This is a genomic window from Nocardia wallacei (genome assembly GCF_029869545.1).
Lineage (GTDB): Bacteria > Actinomycetota > Actinomycetes > Mycobacteriales > Mycobacteriaceae > Nocardia > Nocardia wallacei_A.
The window spans coordinates 15858-33757 of record NZ_JARWQD010000399.1 but is presented as its reverse complement, the minus strand read 5'-3'; the positions used below and the strand labels follow the sequence as shown (position 1 = coordinate 33757).

14 protein-coding genes are annotated in these 17900 nt (G+C 67.0%); 7 read left to right on the top strand and 7 right to left on the bottom strand.

The window, feature by feature from the left end; translation table 11 throughout:
• Positions 1-456: 456 nt before the first annotated feature.
• Both QH290_RS37805 and QH290_RS37800 read left to right on the top strand, forming a co-directional pair.
• Positions 457-990, top strand: coding sequence for a DUF8176 domain-containing protein (locus QH290_RS37805; RefSeq protein WP_483244256.1), 534 nt, complete (start codon positions 457-459; stop codon positions 988-990).
• Positions 991-1015: 25 nt separating this feature from the next.
• Positions 1016-1744 carry a class I SAM-dependent methyltransferase gene (locus QH290_RS37800; protein ID WP_280388198.1) on the top strand — a complete coding sequence of 243 codons (729 nt, stop codon included), beginning with the start codon at positions 1016-1018 and terminating at the stop codon, positions 1742-1744.
• Here QH290_RS37800 and QH290_RS37795 read toward each other — a convergent pair.
• Both QH290_RS37795 and QH290_RS37790 read right to left on the bottom strand, forming a co-directional pair.
• Entirely contained in the window at positions 1652-2086 is a 435-nt protein-coding gene (locus QH290_RS37795; protein ID WP_280268045.1) for a hypothetical protein, read from the bottom strand. The two genes, QH290_RS37800 and QH290_RS37795, sit on opposite strands and share 93 nt — an antisense overlap.
• 23 nt (positions 2087-2109) lie before the next feature.
• Positions 2110-3774: an ABC-F family ATP-binding cassette domain-containing protein gene (locus QH290_RS37790; protein ID WP_280268044.1), complete on the bottom strand. Its 1665-nt coding sequence runs from the start codon at positions 3772-3774 to the stop codon at positions 2110-2112.
• Positions 3775-3916: 142 nt separating this feature from the next.
• Between QH290_RS37790 and QH290_RS37785 the strand changes: the two genes are divergently transcribed.
• The 5 genes from QH290_RS37785 to QH290_RS37765 all read left to right on the top strand — a co-directional run bounded on the left by QH290_RS37785 (position 3917) and on the right by QH290_RS37765 (position 7107).
• On the top strand, positions 3917-4111 hold the full coding sequence (locus QH290_RS37785; RefSeq protein WP_280388196.1) for a PspC domain-containing protein: 195 nt from the start codon (positions 3917-3919) through the stop codon (positions 4109-4111).
• Positions 4112-4293: 182 nt separating this feature from the next.
• Positions 4294-4602, top strand: a complete 309-nt coding sequence (locus QH290_RS37780; RefSeq protein WP_280268042.1) for a DUF6802 family protein — start codon at positions 4294-4296, stop codon at positions 4600-4602.
• A gap of 170 nt (positions 4603-4772) precedes the next feature.
• Complete coding sequence (locus QH290_RS37775; protein ID WP_280268041.1) at positions 4773-5108, top strand: hypothetical protein; 336 nt, start codon at positions 4773-4775, stop codon at positions 5106-5108.
• A gap of 50 nt (positions 5109-5158) precedes the next feature.
• The gene (locus QH290_RS37770; RefSeq protein WP_280388194.1) at positions 5159-6757 is read left to right on the top strand and encodes an ICP22 family protein; all 1599 of its coding nucleotides are present in this window, start codon (positions 5159-5161) and stop codon (positions 6755-6757) included.
• A 26-nt stretch (positions 6758-6783) separates the two neighbouring features.
• Positions 6784-7107, top strand: coding sequence for a hypothetical protein (locus tag QH290_RS37765; RefSeq protein WP_280268039.1), 324 nt, complete (start codon positions 6784-6786; stop codon positions 7105-7107).
• A gap of 15 nt (positions 7108-7122) precedes the next feature.
• Here QH290_RS37765 and QH290_RS37760 read toward each other — a convergent pair whose 3' ends face one another.
• The 5 genes from QH290_RS37760 to QH290_RS37740 all read right to left on the bottom strand — a co-directional run bounded on the left by QH290_RS37760 (position 7123) and on the right by QH290_RS37740 (position 17887).
• Positions 7123-8235: a hypothetical protein gene (locus tag QH290_RS37760; protein WP_280388192.1), complete on the bottom strand. Its 1113-nt coding sequence runs from the start codon at positions 8233-8235 to the stop codon at positions 7123-7125.
• 62 nt (positions 8236-8297) lie between these two features.
• Positions 8298-8783, bottom strand: a complete 486-nt coding sequence (locus tag QH290_RS37755; RefSeq protein ID WP_280388190.1) for an SMI1/KNR4 family protein — start codon at positions 8781-8783, stop codon at positions 8298-8300.
• A 12-nt stretch (positions 8784-8795) separates the two neighbouring features.
• On the bottom strand, positions 8796-16499 hold the full coding sequence (locus QH290_RS37750) for a toxin glutamine deamidase domain-containing protein (protein WP_280388188.1): 7704 nt from the start codon (positions 16497-16499) through the stop codon (positions 8796-8798).
• Complete coding sequence (locus QH290_RS37745; protein WP_280268033.1) at positions 16499-16822, bottom strand: WXG100 family type VII secretion target; 324 nt, start codon at positions 16820-16822, stop codon at positions 16499-16501. Before QH290_RS37745 ends, QH290_RS37750 begins: the two co-directional genes overlap by 1 nt.
• Before the next feature lie 201 nt (positions 16823-17023).
• Positions 17024-17887, bottom strand: coding sequence for a poly(ethylene terephthalate) hydrolase family protein (locus QH290_RS37740; RefSeq protein ID WP_280268032.1), 864 nt, complete (start codon positions 17885-17887; stop codon positions 17024-17026).
• Between the last annotated feature and the right edge of the window lie 13 nt (positions 17888-17900).

The following is a 17900-nucleotide window of genomic DNA, read 5'->3' as shown; positions in this document are numbered from 1 at the left end:
GCGTTATGTGCTTCTTGGGCTTTTATTCTTTCTTACTCCGGCTATCGTTAGGGGGTGTTGTGAAATCTTTTGTCGGTGGCCCGGCCCTGGGTGCGCTTGCGGTGTGCTTAGTATACGGGGGGGCGCCGGGGCGCCCCCGGTCCCCGGCGGCGCCGCCCGCCCGAGATCGATGTCGACGCGCTACCGCCGCCGGACGGGCCGTCGTATCACTCCGGCGAGTGGGAGCAGTGGCTGGACCCTGCCGTTGCGCCGCAACGGGATCCGATCGTCGAGCCGAGCCCGCCGGACCGGATCGGGCCCGGCATCGATGAGGGCGAGGGCGCCGAGCGCGACAAGTCCGGCCTGATTCCGGAGCTCATCGACCGATCGGGCGGCAATCCCGGTCCGCGGCTGCGCCATCCGCGGCGGCGGCGTCCGGACAATCGGCGCGCCGACAAACTGGTCGCGGTGCTGATCATGCTCGGGCTGGGCGTCGTGATCGTTTCGATCGTGCTGACCGTCATCCACACCACGCGCGATCGCACCCCGGCCGCGGCAGCGAAACCGACACCGGTGCAAGCGGTCCCGGCTCGCACCACGGCGCCACCGGCGAGCAGCACCCAACCGGCCACCTTCGCGGCGGAGGGGTGCGAGCAGCGCCGCACCGCCGATATCGTCTCCGGTACCGATCCCGGCGGCACCGGCAACGGCCCCGACGCCATCCTGGCCTTCGAACGCGCCTATTACGTGCAGCGCTCCGGCTTCGCGGCCCGCGCCGTGGTCGCCGACACCGCCGATGTGCCCGCGGCCGAACAGATTCAGCGCGGCATCAACCAGGTGCCGGTCGGGACACGCTACTGCGTGCACATCACCCGCGCCGCCACGGAGGGGCAGTGGGAGGTCAGGCTGACCCAGCAGCTGCCCGATGAGCCGCCCAAGTCGTTCACCCAGATCGTCACCACGCGCACCATTGCCAATCGCACGCTGATCACCGCCATCCACGGGGGATGAGCGAGATCGACTTCCGTATCCGCCGATGAACGCATTCGCCTGGAGCCACAACGAGTTCTATCACCGGCTGCTCCTGCGTCGGCTGCCGAGGCCGTGCCGCCGGGTACTCGACGTCGGCTGCGGCGCGGGGGCGTTCGCGGCGGAACTCGCCCGGCACGCCGAGCACGTGGACGCGATGGATCGCTCGCCGGACATGATCGACCGGGCGCTGCGATCGGTTCCCGGGAACGTCAGCTGCATTCTCGGCGACGTGCGGGACTGGGAGCTGCCGGACGACGGGTACGACGCGATCGTGTCGGTCACCGCGCTGCATCACGTTCCGCTGGAGGAGACGCTGCCCGTCCTGGCTCGTGCGTTGCGGCCGGGCGGCGTGCTGGCGGCGGTGGTGCTGCCGCGAAAGGACCGGCGCGAGTGGCCTTTCGAGCTCGCCGCCATCCTCGGCCAGCGGATTCTCGCGGGTCTGTTCCTCGTGCTGCGCACGCTGGGCCGGGGCCGCTGGTTCGCCGCCGCGGACGACCCCGCCATGCCGGTCGTGCTGGATCCGGCGCTGACCACCCGCGAGGCCCGGCGGACGGCCGCGGAGTTGCTCCCCGGCGCGCGGGTACGGCGGCTGGTCTATTGGCGGTACTTGCTGGTGTGGCGCAAGCCGATGAACGGGTCGTCAGAACTGCGCGTGCACGAAACCGGTGAAGGGGACGAGGAACCCGCCGATCTCCCCGCCGATGAGCGCGAACATCGTCCAGCGGATCGGTGAGCCGATCTCGCCGCGGAACTGATTCGTGGTGTCGCGCCGCCAGCCGTGCCAGCAGTAGGTGGCGATCGCTCCGGCGAAGAAGGCCAGAACCACCAGTGCCGCAGCGAGATTCACGGCCGTCGGCCAATCGCTGAGCGCCACGAACACCGCCAGCAGAACGCCGGCGAAGCTGTACATCAGCGCGGCGCGGTGGGCGATATCGACGTACACGTGCGCCGCGCCCTCGTCCGAGGTCCGGATCCCGTGGTACTTCCAGGCGCCCAGCACCAGCGCCCACAGGAACAGCAGCCCGGTGATCAGCAGCGTGATCCGGGTGTCGATGCCCAGCTCTATCCGCGCCATGAGCATCCCCTCGTCCGCCGCATTCAGCGATCCTCCGTGAGCCTGCCGCCGTCCATCCGCCATCGCCTGGTCGCGCGGACGCTGTCGAGCATGCGGCGATCGTGGGTGACCAGCAGCAGTGTGCCTGTGAAGGATTCGACGGCCTGCTCGAGCTGTTCGATGGCGGGCAGGTCGAGGTGGTTGGTGGGTTCGTCGAGGACGAGCAGGTTCACGCCGCGCGCCTGCAGCAGCGCCAGCGCCGCGCGGGTGCGCTCACCCGGGGACAGGGTGTCGTTGGCGCGCAGCACATGGGGGCCGCGCAGGCCGAACTTCGCCAGCAGCGTGCGCATATCGGCCTGGTTCCACTCGGGCACCTCGGCGCTGAAAGTGTCGGCGAGCGTGGCACTTCCGCGGAACAGGCCGCGCGCCTGATCCACCTCGCCGATCGCCACACCCGAGCCGAGCGACGCGGATCCGCTGTCCGGCAGGATCTTTCCCAGCAGCAACGCCAGCAGGGTCGACTTCCCGGACCCGTTGGCGCCGGTCAGCACGATCCGGTCGCCCCAATCCACCTGTGCCGTCACCGGTCCCAGCGTGAACTCGCCGCGGGTGACGGTGGCGTCGGACACGGTGGCGACCACCGATCCGCTGCGCGGTGCCGCGGCGATCGTCATCCGCAGCTCCCATTCCTTGCGCGGTTCCTCCACCGCCTCGAGCCGCTCGATGCGCCGCTGCGTCTGGCGTATCTTCGACGCCTGCTTCTCGGTGGATTCGACGCGCATCTTGCGGCCGATCTTGTCGGAGTCCAGCTTTCGCGGATCGCGTGCCTGGCGGCGGGCGGTGCGCACACCGTGTTCCATCCAGTTGCGCTGCGTGACCGCGCGGGCCTGCAGGGCGGCCTTGGTGTCGGCGTATTCTTCGTATGCCTCCCGAGCGTGCCGCCGGGCGGTCTCGCGTTCGGCCAGAAAGGCCTCGTAGCCGCCGTCGTAGACGCCCACCTGCTGCTGCGCCAGATCCAGTTCGACGATTCGATTCACCGTGCGCGCCAGGAACTCTCGGTCGTGGCTGATCACCATCAGCGGCACCCGGACCCCGGTGACGAACCGCTCCAGCCGCGCCAGGCCGTCGAGATCCAGATCGTTGGTGGGCTCGTCGAGCAGCAGAATGTCGAAGCGCGACAACAACACCGACGCCAGCCCGGCGCGCGCGGCCTGCCCACCCGACAGCGCGGTCATCGGCGTCCGCAGCCCCATCGGGAGGCTGTCGAGCAGGTCCAGGTCCGCCGCCACCTCGGCCGCCCGCGAATCCAGATCGGCGCCGCCGAGCGCCAGCCAGCGCTCCAGGGCGGGGGTGTAGTCATCGGTGGAACCCTCGGGTTCCGCGGTGAGGCGCTCCGCGGCGGCATCCATGATCTCCTGCGCCGCAGCCACTCCCGTGCGCCGGGCGAGGAACTGCAGCACGGTCTCGCCGGGCACCCGCTCGGGTTCCTGAGCGAGATATCCGATCGTCGCGTCGGGCGGGCTGAACGTGATCTCGCCGGTCGGCGCGGTGCGATCGGCCAGCATCCGCAGCAGGGTCGACTTGCCCGCACCGTTCACCCCGACCAGGCCGATCACATCGCCCGGGGCGAGGATCAGGTCCAGGTCGGTGAACAGCGTGCGCTCACCGTGTCCGGCGGACAGGCCGCGGGCGTGCAGAGTGGCGCTCATTGCATCAAGTCTGCCGTGCTCCGGGTCCGACCCTGAGTCCGGCCCCGGAGAAATCAGGGTGCCGATCGGTCCCGAGCCCGATGCCGCGGGCGCCGGGGGCGGCGCAGAGTGGAGGCGTAGCGAACGAGAGAAGGAGAACACCATGACCGTCCCTGCCCGCCGCTTCACCCGCTCACGCAACAACAAGTGGATCGCCGGTGTCTGCGGCGGTATCGCCGAATACTTCGGCTGGAACGCCACCGTCGTGCGCCTGTTGTTCGTCCTGTCCTGCCTGCTTCCCGGCCCGCAGTTCATCCTCTACCTGATCCTGTGGCTGGTAATTCCGAAGCAGCACTGAGCCCGGGCCGCGGTGCTGCGGGTGCGCAACGGTTGCCGCCCGCGGCCCGGCGTGTAGTTATCCACAGGCAACGGTCGCGGGCCGGAACGCGTCGGTGTGGTTGTCCACAGGAGGGTGCGCCGGGGGCCCGGCGGATGTCAGGATGGACCGACATCCGCCGCACGTTCCTCGAGGAGCCGCACATGATGACATCGGACGATCTGCCGGGTATGAACCTGCCGGACGTCGATGCGCACTCCGACCTAGGCGGCCTCGGCGCCGTCGAACTCCACCACCCCACCCAGGACATCGACGCCGACGGCATCCCCGACACCGAATCCGTGGCGGGTCCCGGCGGCACCGACCTGTGGACCGATATGGACCACGACGGCACCGCCGACCACGTCAGCATCCTCGACAAGGACGGCGCGTACTCGGCGTGGGAATTCCACCAGCATCCCGACGGGACGAGCGAGTGGGTCCGGACGGACCAGGGGGAGTTGGGGAAGTAGGGAGGCGCGCCGTCCAGTTGCTGTCTTCTCCGCGTACCGAGTAGTTTCCCGGTACCGGGTATCACCGGATCAGGGAACCTGATCCGGTTCCGGTGCGTCCAAGGGAGTATGGCGGGACGGAGTTCGGTCGGTCCGGGCGGCCAGGCGCAGACGAGGAGGGGAGATCACCTGTGACGGAGTCGGCACGGCAGGCATCGGGCAGCGTTGTGGTGGATTCCGGGGCACTGTCGGCCCTGGCCGGAAAGCTGAAGCAGTCTGCGGGCGCGATAGGAAATCAGGCCAAAGGGATTCAAGCCCATACCTTCGGTGCAGCCCAAGCGGGAATGCAGTACGGCAACCACGGCAAGAAGATCAACGAGGGTCTGGTCCGGATCGAATCCTGGCTACTGCAATGGCAAGAAGCGTCCGATGCTCTCGCCGACGCAATGGGGCAGAGCGTCGTCATCATAGGCGCGACCGACGCCACGAATGCCCAAAAGGTGGCGAGCACCGGCGCTGCGAAATAAATGGCCGTGGACCAGGAATCCGAAGCAGTTATCGATAGGAATGGCCTCTCATGAGTGCAGTCGAAGATCTCGCGAACTCGGGTGACGTCAAGGCGCTCTTGGATCATGGCACCCCGGGGCTTCAGTATTTCGATCGATACCTCGAACTCTGCCTGGATGCCGTGAAGACAACCGGCCCCTCATATCTCGATATGTGCGCCAAGTACGATATGCAGCGCGGTATGGATCTCACCGCATTGAGCAATGTCGCAGACGGCCTCGAGCGCGCGCTGTCGACGGCGGACACCGAGTGGGAGCTGCAGAACGGCCAGGTTCAAGCCCTTCCGTCCATCTGGCAGGGTGCAGCGGCAACTGCCGCTACGGACATGATGCGAGACCTCGTCACTCGGGCGAACGAGGACCGGACCACCTCCCGTGCTGCCCTCGTCACCATCAAGTCCGCTATCCCCGGAATCAAGACCGCGATAGCGGGAAAGGCCATTGTAGTCAGGGATATCTGGGACTCGTCCAAGGGGCTCGTCGACGGTAAGAATCCGAGCGAGGTATACGATATCGTTCAGGTTGCCAAGGCGCGAACTATTTCGGGATCCGGTAAGAATCCGTTCGACGGCGATCAAAGAATCGATCATCTGAGGAAAATATTCCCCGGGGTGTCCGACAGCGACATGGCCACGAAATGTTGGGAATGGGTCCGCGGACCGTTCTACAACGACGTGAAGGCCAAGGTCGAAATATTCGACAGAGTCTGTAACGCATGTCATTTCGACGTCGAGAATTTCTTCAAAAAAGCAGAAGAAGCGCTGCAGAAGGTCAACGACGACCCGTACCAGAAGCCCGAGTCCCAGCAGAAGGACACCTCCCAGCCGGGCCCGCCCGGTCCTCCCGGGCCCCCCGGACCTCCTGGCCCGAGTACAACGACCACGCCGACTCAAACCACGGCGGCGGGCACGACGGACACCGGGCTTACCGGTCTGGCTTCGCTGGCGAGCACGCTCAGCCCGCTGGCGAGTACCGCCGCGCAGACCGTCCAACAGGGGATTTCCGCGCTGGGACCGACGATCCAACAAGGGGTCGACAGCATCACGCAGGCCGTCCAGGGAGCGCTGAATCCCGCGGGCGGCGCCGGTGGGGGCAGGGCGGCCGAATTCGACATTGCCGGTAAGCACCTGAAGTTCGAGATGGGTGCCAACGGCGAGTTGAAGCTGATGATGTCGGAAGGCGGCGATGAAAAGAGCTTCAGCGTCAAGCTGGACGAGCACGGCAACCCGGTTATCGAGACAGGGGAAGGCAAGCCCGGCGAGGGCGGGCCTGGCGAAAAGGATTCGAAACCCGGCGAGGGCGAAGACGCCACAGGCGCCCCGAAGCTCGGTGAAGGCGAGTCCGGCGGCGCGCCGGAGTCTCGAGGTGAAGGCGCTCCCGTCCCGGGCGGTGCAGAGTCGGCCGACCCGAGACCGAACCCTCCCGCTGGGGCGCCTGACGGCGGCGAGCGGCAAGGCCCACCCGGCAGTATCCCGCCGGGACCACCACCCGGGCGGCGCGGCAACGACGGCGAGCAGTCGCCCGATGCCGCCGCCCCGCCACCGCATCAGGGGCCACCCGAGGACCCGTTCGGCACCGGTGCCGAACTGGCCGAGGCCGGTCCGCTGTGAGCACTGAAACAACGAGGTGACAGTCCATGGACTACGTAGCCGAGATCGAGCGCATTGCCGCGGAGAGCCGTCGCCGTACGGGGCTCCTGCTGGACGAAATCGAGGAAGTCAATCGCCGGACCGCCGAGACGTCACGCCAGCTTCAGGAGCGCTGGGCGCAGGAGAGGGCGGCCGAAGAGGAAGCCCGCGCCGAGGCCGAAGAGCGGGAGCGGCAGGAGGCCGAGGCCCGCGAGCAGCGCGACGCGATCGCCCGCGCCGCCGCGGCCCGCAAGGCCAACCAGACCTTCGTGCCGGTCGACGACGAGGACGAGGACGACGCGTACTACCGCCGCAAGAGCTGGCTGGAGTGACCCTGCGCCCGGAACTTACTGCCGGGCAAGGTCTTTCAACTGTGCGAGGTCGGCGAACTCGCCTTCCGGTGCGTCCGAACCGATCACGCCCGCGAGGTGGTCCTCGGGCTGCTGCCTGCAGCGCTGCAATGCCTGGGTGGGCGTCAACCCGTCGCGCTGCGCCTGGCTGAGCCGGAGTTGCCATGTCCCGGCGGCGATTTCCCCGGTGCGATCCCCGGCGCGGGGCAGATAGTCGGCGGCATCGTCCGCGACCGAGGCCCAGAGGTAACCGACGACCCGGCCGTCCTTGGAGACGGGCGCGAACCGCACCCCGGCACCGGTCTCGGTCGGGTACCTGACCACCGGCGAACTCACCACCGGCCCCCAACCCCGCGAACGGTCGACCGGTGTGCCGTCCGGGTACATCCCGTCCTGAACAAGCGGTTCGGGCGGCGGCGGCCCACCCGGATTCGCGAATTCGTACAGCGCGGCAAGGCTTTCGGCACGATGCTCCGCGGCATCCGCCGGAATCCCGCCGCCCTGAGGATCTTCCGGCGCACCCACCCACGCGCGCACCGCGTCCTGCGCGGTGACCCCCTGGGCGTAGGCGGCGGCCAACCGCTCCGCCCACACATCGGTAGCCCACAGCGACGGATCGGCGAACGGATCCGCCTGCGCCCCAGCACCATTCATCCGAAGCTTGCGAACGAAGCTGGCGGAACCGTGAGTCACCGAAGCCCACAGATAACCCACCAACTCCCCGCGCAGCACGACAGGAAAATAGAACACCGGCTGCCGAGTCCACCCGTCATAGGTCGCCCGCGGCGGAATCGGTGCCGGTCCGGCAGGGCCGCCGGGAGCGGCGGGCGGCATGAAGGGACCCTGGGAGTACTCGGCGACCTCGCCCGGCTGGATGGTGTTGTCCGGAGTGTTCGGGCCGAACCCCTTGGTGAACTTCGGGTTGTCCTCGATGGTCCGCTCCTCCTGCGGAACGGCATCGCGAGCCCGCACATCCTCGGCGACCCGCCGGTCGATCGCATGGAGCTCCTCCACCGTGATTCCCATATCGGCAGCGATCTTCTCGTCGATCTTGCGCTGCTCGCACAAGCAGGTTTGCGGGGTCCCGCATATCGTATCGGTCGGTCTCATCGAGGCAGTCGATGTCGTCCTGCTTGGTATCCGCACCTACGGCAGTCTCGCATCTGCTGCGTTTACTGGAGACCCAGCTCTTCGCGGAGTCGGATTGCTTCGGGTAGGTAATCTGCCAGCTCCGAAAGCCAATGCGTGAACGATTGCCCACTGTCGCGTACGGGATCATTTCCTGTGAAAATATAGAAATTCGGATCTGTGGCCGAAAGATCCTCGGCGCGGAAATAGTAGAACATGTAGCCTTGGTGGGTTTGGAAGATGAAGCTGTCCTCGAACTGCGCGAAGTCGTGATTGTAATCTTCGGCGATTTCGCGGGCCAAATCCTTGGCCTCCAACAACCAGTCGTAATCCCACTCGCCGGTGTGGGTGAGCCAGTACGGATTCTTGCCACCATAGGCCAAGAACTCCCGATAGGACTGAGGTATCCGGGTCACGTGCTGGGCCTGCATCAGCGCCGATATCTCACCGTCGGTACAACCCTCCACCGAATCTCGTGTGACCAGCCCCCGGCGGATCAGCGGCTCGGCGAGGTCGGTCATGAAGCTCATGGGTGCTCCCTTCTACTGGCCATGACGTTCTTCTCGCGTCTGCAGCGTGGGCCGATCCTTCCGCACGGGCGGATACGGCGTCACGAAGAGGACATCTATTTCCAGACCTGGGTACATGCGTTGAAAAGCCTTGATGGTGGGCAGGCAGGAATCGCAGGGTGTCTGCTCGGAGAACAGGGTCACTCTACCTGATGCCGAGCTGGTCCCATCGGGTCCGAGGGGATATGTCTCCTGCAGCATCCGGTGTAGATGCTCCAACATGTTGTTTTCGGCATCGTTCGGTCGGAACCCGTTCGGCGGAATTGGATCGGGCATTATCGAATTGGCTTGTGTCGGGGGTGCGATATCGGGCAAATCTGATCGATTGCGCACCCTTTCCTCTATATCGGCCTGACCGCTGAAACCGGCAAACGAACCGGACAGCTCGCCGATGTTGTACTCGAGAGCACCACCCATCGTTTTCCAGCCGACGTTCGCTGCGCGGCGGACCTGGATCTGGATGTCGGCCAAGTGCTGAATCGCGTGGTCATCGACATCGACCTGCCGGAATCGCGGTTCATTCGGCGAGCCTTCGAGGCTATCTTCATCAGTGGGCGGATCTACCGGTGGCTCGTTTGCAACCGAGTCGGATTCATCGTCCGCTGCACCGCGGTCTGTTCCGGACGGTGCCTGTTCCGGCTCGGACGCCCCGTCGTTCGTGCGGCGGGAGGCGTTGGAAGTGCTGCCGCCGGTGGAACCCGGTACCGAATTGCTCAGACCTCGAACGTCCCCTGGCCCGGCCAGGTCCCGTCCCGGGAACTCTGCAGTTCCGCCCACGCGAGGACGTTCCCCGCCATCGGACCGGTTCCCTGGTAGTTGAGGGTGCCCTTGTTGATCGTCAGCTGATATTCCGCGTTCGGTTCGGGAGGTTGTGCCTGCGACTGCACCTGCACTCGATACGTGATCGTCTCCGGGTCCTCTTGGATGCGTTGGAAGTTCAGACGCCACTGACGTGGATAGATCTGTCGCCCTTTCGGCGGTCGCCCGGTCGCCTTCGCTTCCCGGAAGTCGTCCGCGATCATCTTTCCGCTCCAGCTCGGGTACTCGATCACCGCGCCCGTCTGCGAGTCGATCACCAGGTTCGTCATGCCGATCGCCTGTCCCGACGCCGTCTCCTCCGCCGTGGGGACCGCCTGGCACAGCCACCCCGTCTCGAACGGGTACAGATCGAACTGACGATCCGGATTGAGGATCTGTGCCAGGTACTGCTCCACTTGGTCCCTGGTGCGGTACTCCGCCATGGGGTGCTCCTTGATTGGTGGTGGAGGGAGTTGCAGGGATCGGCGTGTAAGAGAGGCTCAGGGAGCCGTTGACCATATGCGCCGGAGGGTGATCCGACATGGTGCCGGCCTGGGGATCCCACCATACGGGACTGTTCGCGCCGTGCGGGAAAACGATCACCGTAGCGTGCGTGCCGTCAGGTCGTGGCGAGCCATCCGGATTGAACAGAGGCTGTCCGGTTTGCGGATCGCACGCTTGCCATTGATTGACGACCAGGGCTGCGGATCCCGGGCCCATACTGCCGACACGGTTGTGCAGCTCGTTGAACCGCGCCGGAATCGGTTGCCCATTGTCGAGGCTCTGGAGGTCGCCGCCCAGCCATTGCCTGGCTCGGTCGAGACCGATGGCCTCGCCGCTCTGTGTGTCGATGGTTCCGTCGAGTCTTGCATCCGGCCATCGTGGTGCGGAGACCTGCGGAATGCCGAAAAAGGATGCCAGCGCGGAGAGCGAACAATCGAGGCAGTTGTTGCTACGTCCCTGGACTCCCGTGCCGCCGTCGTTGACCAGCTGCCCATATGGATTGAAGCGCGGATCGGCGCCGACGAGGAACCGGTTGCCGTCACGGAGCGCGTCTTCGACGGCGGCTTGGTACTCGTCACGCTCGACAGCCTGCAGGTTGTGCCTGCCGAATCGCCTCAGGTCGGACGGATTGTCGAATCCGGTCGGGGTGTTTGCGTGTGCGATGTCGTTACTGAGTTGTCGGATGTCGTCGGCGCTCAAGCCGGGATCGGCCGACGGCGGCAAGCCGAGATGGTCGCGAATGTTGTTGGCGAGATCGCCGATATCGGTGTTCGGGTGTACCGAGTTGGGTCTGCCTGGCGTGTCTCCGACATGTACCTGCATATCGGCCGCGCTCGCATCCGAGGTGTGGACGATGTCCAGAAGCATGCGGTCGCCGCCCAGGAGCTGTTGGCCGCGGTTGAACCCCAGATCGGAGGCCAACTGCATGTTCTCCCACAGCTGATTGACGACATGCGGGGGGACATGGCCGTCGGCAGTGACGTGGACACGCACCCGGACCACTGTGATAGGGCCGCCCGGAGCGTTCGGGTATCGGCGTACGTCGTATGCCGGGGAGGTATTCGAACCTGTCGTGACCAGCGTGGTGCGGCCGTTCTCCGGTGGGTAGTTCCGATATGACTCACGTGCCTGACGAGCGTTGGCCGCACGTTGCATCTCTGGGGAAGGTTCCGGAGAGTGCGGTCTATGCGGTGAGGCTGCGTGACGCAGCGGAGTCGGAGGCACCGGAGGATGCGGCGCATATTGCGGTCCCGGATACATGTGTGGTGCGACAGGTGGAGCCTGCTGAGGCTGCCGCGGGACCGGGGGCGGGGCCGAATAATTGGATTGGCCGTGGTGCTGTGGAGTGACCGGAGTATGAGGTGGTGGCATCGGGTTGTTCGGCCGCTGCCACCGTCCTGGGTCTACCGGAGGCGTGGATTCGGGTGCACGAGTGAGGTGTTCGCTCGGTGCGGGCCGTGCTGCGGTCTCCGGCCTGAGTTCCGAGCGTTGCGTTGGTGACGTGGAAGGCGTTGGCGCGGAACTATGTTCCGGCCCATGGCTTGCCGAATTGTTCGGCTGTGGCCACCAGTCGGGGAGGCGCGCGGCATTGACGTGGTGGTTGGGATCCTGGTGAGCCCAGCGCGTGGGAGTATCCGATCGGTTTGGCGTCGAGGCCGTGTCGGGCTGTGGATCCGAAGGGGACGCCGTGGACGTCGGAGTGTGGGTGACCGGAGTTTCCGCTCCGGTGTTGCTGGTACTCGAAGTGTCGCGCGGCAGCGAATTATCCTGCGCGCCATTGCCTTCCGTGCGTGCTGTCTCCGCTTGTGCCCGCTGAGCCTCTTGATACTGACGGATCTGGATGTCGTCGGGGCTCTCGCCCGGCGGATATGCCTTGGCGGTTTGGATCTCATCCCAGGTCGGCTGGTATCGGCGGATCTCGGGGCTGTACATGCCGCCGTACATCGGGTCGGGCGTTATCAACCGACCGTCGTTATAACGCGCGACGTACTTCTGGGAGTGGGGGTCGAAGCCGTGTCGGTACGGCGGTTCGGGCGGTATGCCGACCTCTCGTGCCGACGAACTATCTACTCCGTGCTCTCCCCACGCTCCCGCTCGATCCGCTTGATCTCCGACTCGCCCCAGGCTTGCCAGATCTTGATCTGATCCTCGGTCGCCGGGCGTCGGCCCTTCGCCTCCAGATCTGCCCGATGAGCGTCCATCCGGTCCGACGCGGCCATGCTCTCCGGGTCGTCCAACTCCGCCTTCATGGTCGGACCCATCACCTCTCGTGCGATCCGTTTCATTTCCTCGGGACTGATGGCCATCTGAATCCCTTCCTAAATCGACGAGCCGGATGACGTATTTGCCGTCATCGTCCACGCTGACGCGCGTGACTTCGAATCTGTTCCCTGGGGGGAAGACGACTTCGTCCTGTTGACCGGTCGCCCATGATATGTCTTTCCCGTAGTGGGAGTCGATGATGAGTTCGATGTTGCCGCCCGCGATCGACGCTCCCTTATCCGACGAGGCGAAACCGCGGTCGAGAGGTGTTCGACCGGGTTGATAGTCGGTGAGAAACCGGCGGAGTGCATCCGGATCATCGATTCGCAGTGACCGATACACCACGCCTCGATGGTCGGGCAACTGGTTGTAGGCGCTGACGAGGGTCCGAATTTCGACATCAAGCTCCTCGAGCTCACCGGCGTTCCCGTCGCGCGTGGCGTCATTGACGCGTTCATTGAGGTAGTAGCCCTGGTTCTGCCGGATCGCGGCGATCTCGGCGTCGCTGAGGCGAGTCAGTGCGGGATGCTGGCCTTGTTGCGCCGCACGGATTTCGGCGGCCTCTCGCAGGCGGCCGGGGTATTTGCGCGCATACTCCGCCGCGGCCGCCGAGTCCTGGAACCGCGGGTTGGCATAGTAGGCGCGGCTCTCCACAGGAGCTTGGTGTGGACCGGAGTTCGTCGTCTCTGGGCTGAATACGCTCCAGGAGTCATCCGCCTGCCGAGGGGGCTGGTTGCTGTCGCTGCGATCGGGCCGAAATCGAGAGAACAACCCCCCGGGGGCTTCCATCGAGGGCACCGAGTTCGCGCTCGGTGGCTGCGTGGCCGATCTGCCACGCTCGTGGGGGCCCTGTGGGCTACGTTCGTGTGCGGCGCCATCGCGCGGGGAAGTGGTCGAAGCTGGACGGCGTCCGGGCTCGGCCCGGGGTGGCCCGGTTCGGGATTTATTCGACGATACGGGCGTTTCCGGGAGCTGTTGTCCGGGATCGGAACGGGTTGGCTTGACCGAGGTTTCGGCACGCTGCGGTCCGGCGTCGGGGCGAGATGGCGGTGTCGCGGTATCCGAGCGTGCCTGACCCGGGGCTCCTGCGCTGGGTGCGTCCGTTGGTGGAATGTGGTTGGACGCGTTGGCGCGTTGGCTGGCGTCGCCGGTCGGCGAACCGAGCCCGCTCGTTGCCGGGGAACCGGGTGTGGTGGTTGGGGGCGTGTCGGTGGCTGTGGAGCTGGCGTGGGTGGAGGTTGGGCCGGTGTCTTGGGCGGTGGTGGCCGGGGGCGAATGTGGTTGGCCGCTCTGCGGATTCGTCAGATTCTGCGGGCTGGGTGCACCGGATTCGTGTGGGGGGAGATCCAGGCTCGAGGTTCCTGTGGGCCGACTCTGCTGCGGCGCGGCGTTGTGCGGCGGCTGGTCCGAGCCTTGGTTGGCGGAGTGCTGAGTTGTCGAGCCGGAGTCTTGGGTGGGGAGGTCGAGACTCGATCCGGAAGACGGCTGGTCCGGGCGGGACGGCGTGGTGCCCTGCGGAGGCAGGTCCAGGCCCTGGCTGGTGCCCTGCGGATGGCCGGTGGCTCCGGAGGTCTGATTGGGCGGTAGATCCAGGCTGGAACCACCAGTGTCCGATGCGCGGGGTGGTGCGGGGAGGTCCGACCCGGGGCTGGTTTCCGGTGTGCGGGCCGTGGCCCCTTGCGAAGGGCTGTCTGCACCGGGGGTGTTGCTGTGGGCGGTTCCGGTTGGTTGGTGCGGTGGCAGGTCCAGGCTGGAGGTGGTGGTCTCCGGTGTGCGGGCCGTCGCCCCCTGCGAAGGGTTGTCTCCGCCCGGAGCGGTGTTTTGGGTGATTCCGGCCGGTTGATGCGGTGGTAGGTCCAACCCGGAGGTGCCGGTGTTCGATGCGCTGGGTGCAGTTGTGCCAGGCGATGGCAGGTCGAGGCTGGAACCGTTCCCGGAAGTAGGGCTGCTACCGGTCGAGGCGGTGCTGCCGCTGGAAGGCGCGGGATCGCTACCTGAGGGGGCGATACCGCTGGAGGGCGCGGGGTCGCTAGGTGATGCGTTGGTGGTGCTGCTGGACGGTGTGGGACCACTGCCCGATGAGGTGGTGCTGCCGCTGGAGGGCGTGGGATCGCTACCTGGCGGGGTGGTGCTGCCGCCGGATGAGACGGGGCCGCTGGAGGGTGCGGGACCGCTGCCGGAGGGAGTGGTGCCTGTTCCGGATGGGGTCGTGCCGGTTCCGCTCGGCGGATTCTGTTGGGCGCCAGGGAAGTTGGCAGTGGCGTCTGATGCCGAAGGGCTGTTCGGTGCGGAGTTTGGGGGAGTGCCGGTCGTGCCGCTGGCGCTGGGGGTACCCGGTGATTGAACGCCCGCGCCACCGCTGTCGGCTACCGAGCCAGAGTGAGGCCCCGCGCCGCCACCGACAGAGCCCGTCGGCTGCCCACCGGTGCCACCGTCGAATCCACTGCCGGGCGTACCGCCGCCCGATGGCTGACTGCCTGTGCCACCGCCGAATCCGCTGCCGGTACCGGCCGTGGATGGGCCGCCGGTGCCACCGTCGACTCCGCCACCACCGGCGCTGCTCGCCGAACCCGAGGCATGACCACCGGTGCCGCCATCGATTCCGGTGCCTGGGGTGCTGCCGCTGGTACCTGGCGATTGAACGCTTGTGCTGCCGCCGTCGGTTGCGCCGCTTGTGTGGCCCGATGTCTGGGGGCCTGTGCCTCCGTCGAATCCGCTGTTGCTCGATGGCTGATTGCCTGTGCCACTGTCGAATCCGCTGCTTGTACCGGCCCCGGATGGGCTGCTGGTGCCATTGTCGAATCCGCCGCCTGTGGAGCCCGAGGGTTGACTGCCTGTGCTGCCATCGCTTCCAGTGCCCGGTGTCGGGTTGGCGGTGCCGCTGTCGAATCCGGCACCGGTGGGGCTGCTGCCCGTGCTGCCGGAAGTGCCTGTGCCGCCGGTGGATTCGCCGCCGGTCGCGTTCGCGGCCTGGGTGCCTGTCGAGCCTGCGGGCTGGACTCCCGTGCCGCTGTCGCCCGCGCCGGTGCTGTGTGTGCCCGACGGCTGGGGGCCGCCGCCGGTGTTGCCCGACGGCTGGCCGCCGGAACCGGAATCGGTGCCCCCAGGCTGCGAGCCCGATGGGCCGGGTGTCCCGCTCGAGCCGGTGTCGGTGTTGCCGCCCGGATCCGGGGATCCGCCGGAATCGGAGTGTGCGCCACCGCCGTCCGTCGCGGCGCTGTGCACGCCCCCGACACCGGCGTTGGCGAGGCTGTCGGCGCTGAGATCGAGCTTGAACTCCTGGCCGAGGAATGCGGCGCCGTAACCGGAGGCGGCCGCCTGCCCGGCGACGTCGGACGCCAGCTCGGTGCCGGTCTCGGTCACGGCCTTCCCGGCGAAGCGGCCGATGGCACTGCCTGCGGTCTCGTCGGCGACCTCCCCGATACCGCTCTTGCCGAGCCCGCCGCCCACCGCACCGCCGACGGCGCCGCCGACCGTGGACTGGATCGCCTCGCCGAGCCCGAACTTGTCCATCGAGCGGTCGCCCTTGGCCACCTGGACCAGCCGGGCACCGAGGTCGACGCCGCCTTCCTCCAGCGCGCCCTTGGCCCCCTCCAGCAAGGCCGCCCGGGCAATCGCCTTGGCGGCGGCGCGCGTCAGCATCCGCTGGATCAGCTGGCGGATGGCCATCCGGATGGATACCTGCGCCGCCACCCGCGCCGCCGCGCTGACCCCGGCGCCCACACCGGTGAACGCCCAGGCCATCTGCGCCGCGGTGATGATCATCGTGGCGATGATGGTCAGCTTCGTGTGCTCGATGTCGTTGGCGCCGTCGTCGAGGAGTTCGGCCTGCTTCTCGCAGTATTTGACGAGGCCCTGCAGCGCGCCCTCCTTACCCGCGAGCTGCTGCCACGCCTGACTGATCGCATCGTGCGTCTGGCCGGTGTCGATCGCGGCCAGGACCTGGCCGATGACCTGCCCGGCCTCGTCGTCCAGCCCGCTCAGGGTGGTCGCCGCGCTCGACCACCCATCGGCGACGCGCCGCATCGCCGTCTCGTCGCCCTCGGGCCAATCACCCGCGCCGAGCACCCATTTGGCAACCCACTGCAGGCTGTCCGGGATTTCGATCCCCATCAGGCCTGCACCTGGTTCACCGAGTCGGTGTGCGACTGCTCGGACTGCTGCAGGGTGTTCGCGGCCGTGACGATCTTGTCCCCGAACGCGGTGACCGCCCCCGCGAACTTCTCGATGTTCGCCGTCCCCTCGGTGACGCCCGGCGTGTAGTTCTTCGCGAAGGCCTGCCCGGTCTCATCGCTGCCCCAGCATTCCCCCTCGGCCTCGATCACCCGCCGCAGATCCGCCAGCGCGGTCTTCACGGTGTCCGCCAGCGCCGCGAACTTCGGCTGTGTAGCCCGCATCGCGTCCGGGTCGTACTGCACCCCCGTCACCGTGCTCACCTCGCTCCTAGAAGGGTCCTTCAGAGAATCCGACGCGGAAGCAAGGCGATCGGTTCCATCGAATCTGAGATTCCAGCATGGTTGCTGCTCACCGGCAACCAGTGGTCCTACCTGCGAGGCCCGTTGCCTCGCACGGAAATCGATGCGGAGACCTTCATGTGGGATGCATCACAACCGATTACGGCTACCCCTGGGCGCAACTTACTTTCGCAGCATCTGAACGGCCTGCAGCAGTTGCAGTTTCGACGGCTTCTCCGGCTCCTCCTCACCGACCGCCTCCGGATCGACCGCCCGCGTGTGCGCGATCGCGGCCTCGGGGTCGGCGAAGGCCTTATAGGTCTTGTCGCCCAGGAGCTGATAGCTCAGATACCCCACCAGCAGCCCGCGCACGGTCCGATCCGTCTTGGACTCGTACTTGGCCGCGCCCAGCGCCGCCAGCGCCCGCCGACCCTCGACGATGCCGTTGTGCGTGGCCTTGTCCACCGAGCGCAGCACCATCGGACCGCCCCAGGACGCGGCGAGGGGAATGGCGTTGGAGCCGACGGAGTCGATGTCCTCACCGGCCAGGATCAGGGCCGGTGCCTCGATCTCGGGGGCCAGGGACTCGGCGGTGGGCGCCGTGGGCGCGGGGAACAGGGCCGCGACGGCGGACACCTTGCGCTGGGCGGCGGCGATCACCGCGGCGCCGGCGCCCATGCCGTGACCGGCCAGCGCGAGCTTGTCGGGGTGCACGCTGATCGAACCGTTGCCCAGACGCACGCCCGCACAGATGTCGAGGGTGGTGAGCAGGTCGGCCGCGAGGTTCAGGTGCGACGGGATGGGGCCGCGCTCGGTGTCGGGCCCGGCCGCGACGAAACCCCAGGAAGCCAGGTGTTCCAAGAGTTTTCGATAGTTGCCGACACCGGCGAGCCAGCCGTGGCCGAACGCGACCGCGGGCAGATTGAGGCCCTTCTCGGGGGTGAACACCACCCCCGGCTGCCCCGCGATGCCGAGGTTGCCGCGCATGACCCGGTGCGGACCGGGGGTGCTGAGGGTGCTCAGGAGCGATTTCACAGACGCCGACACGTGCTCGAACTTA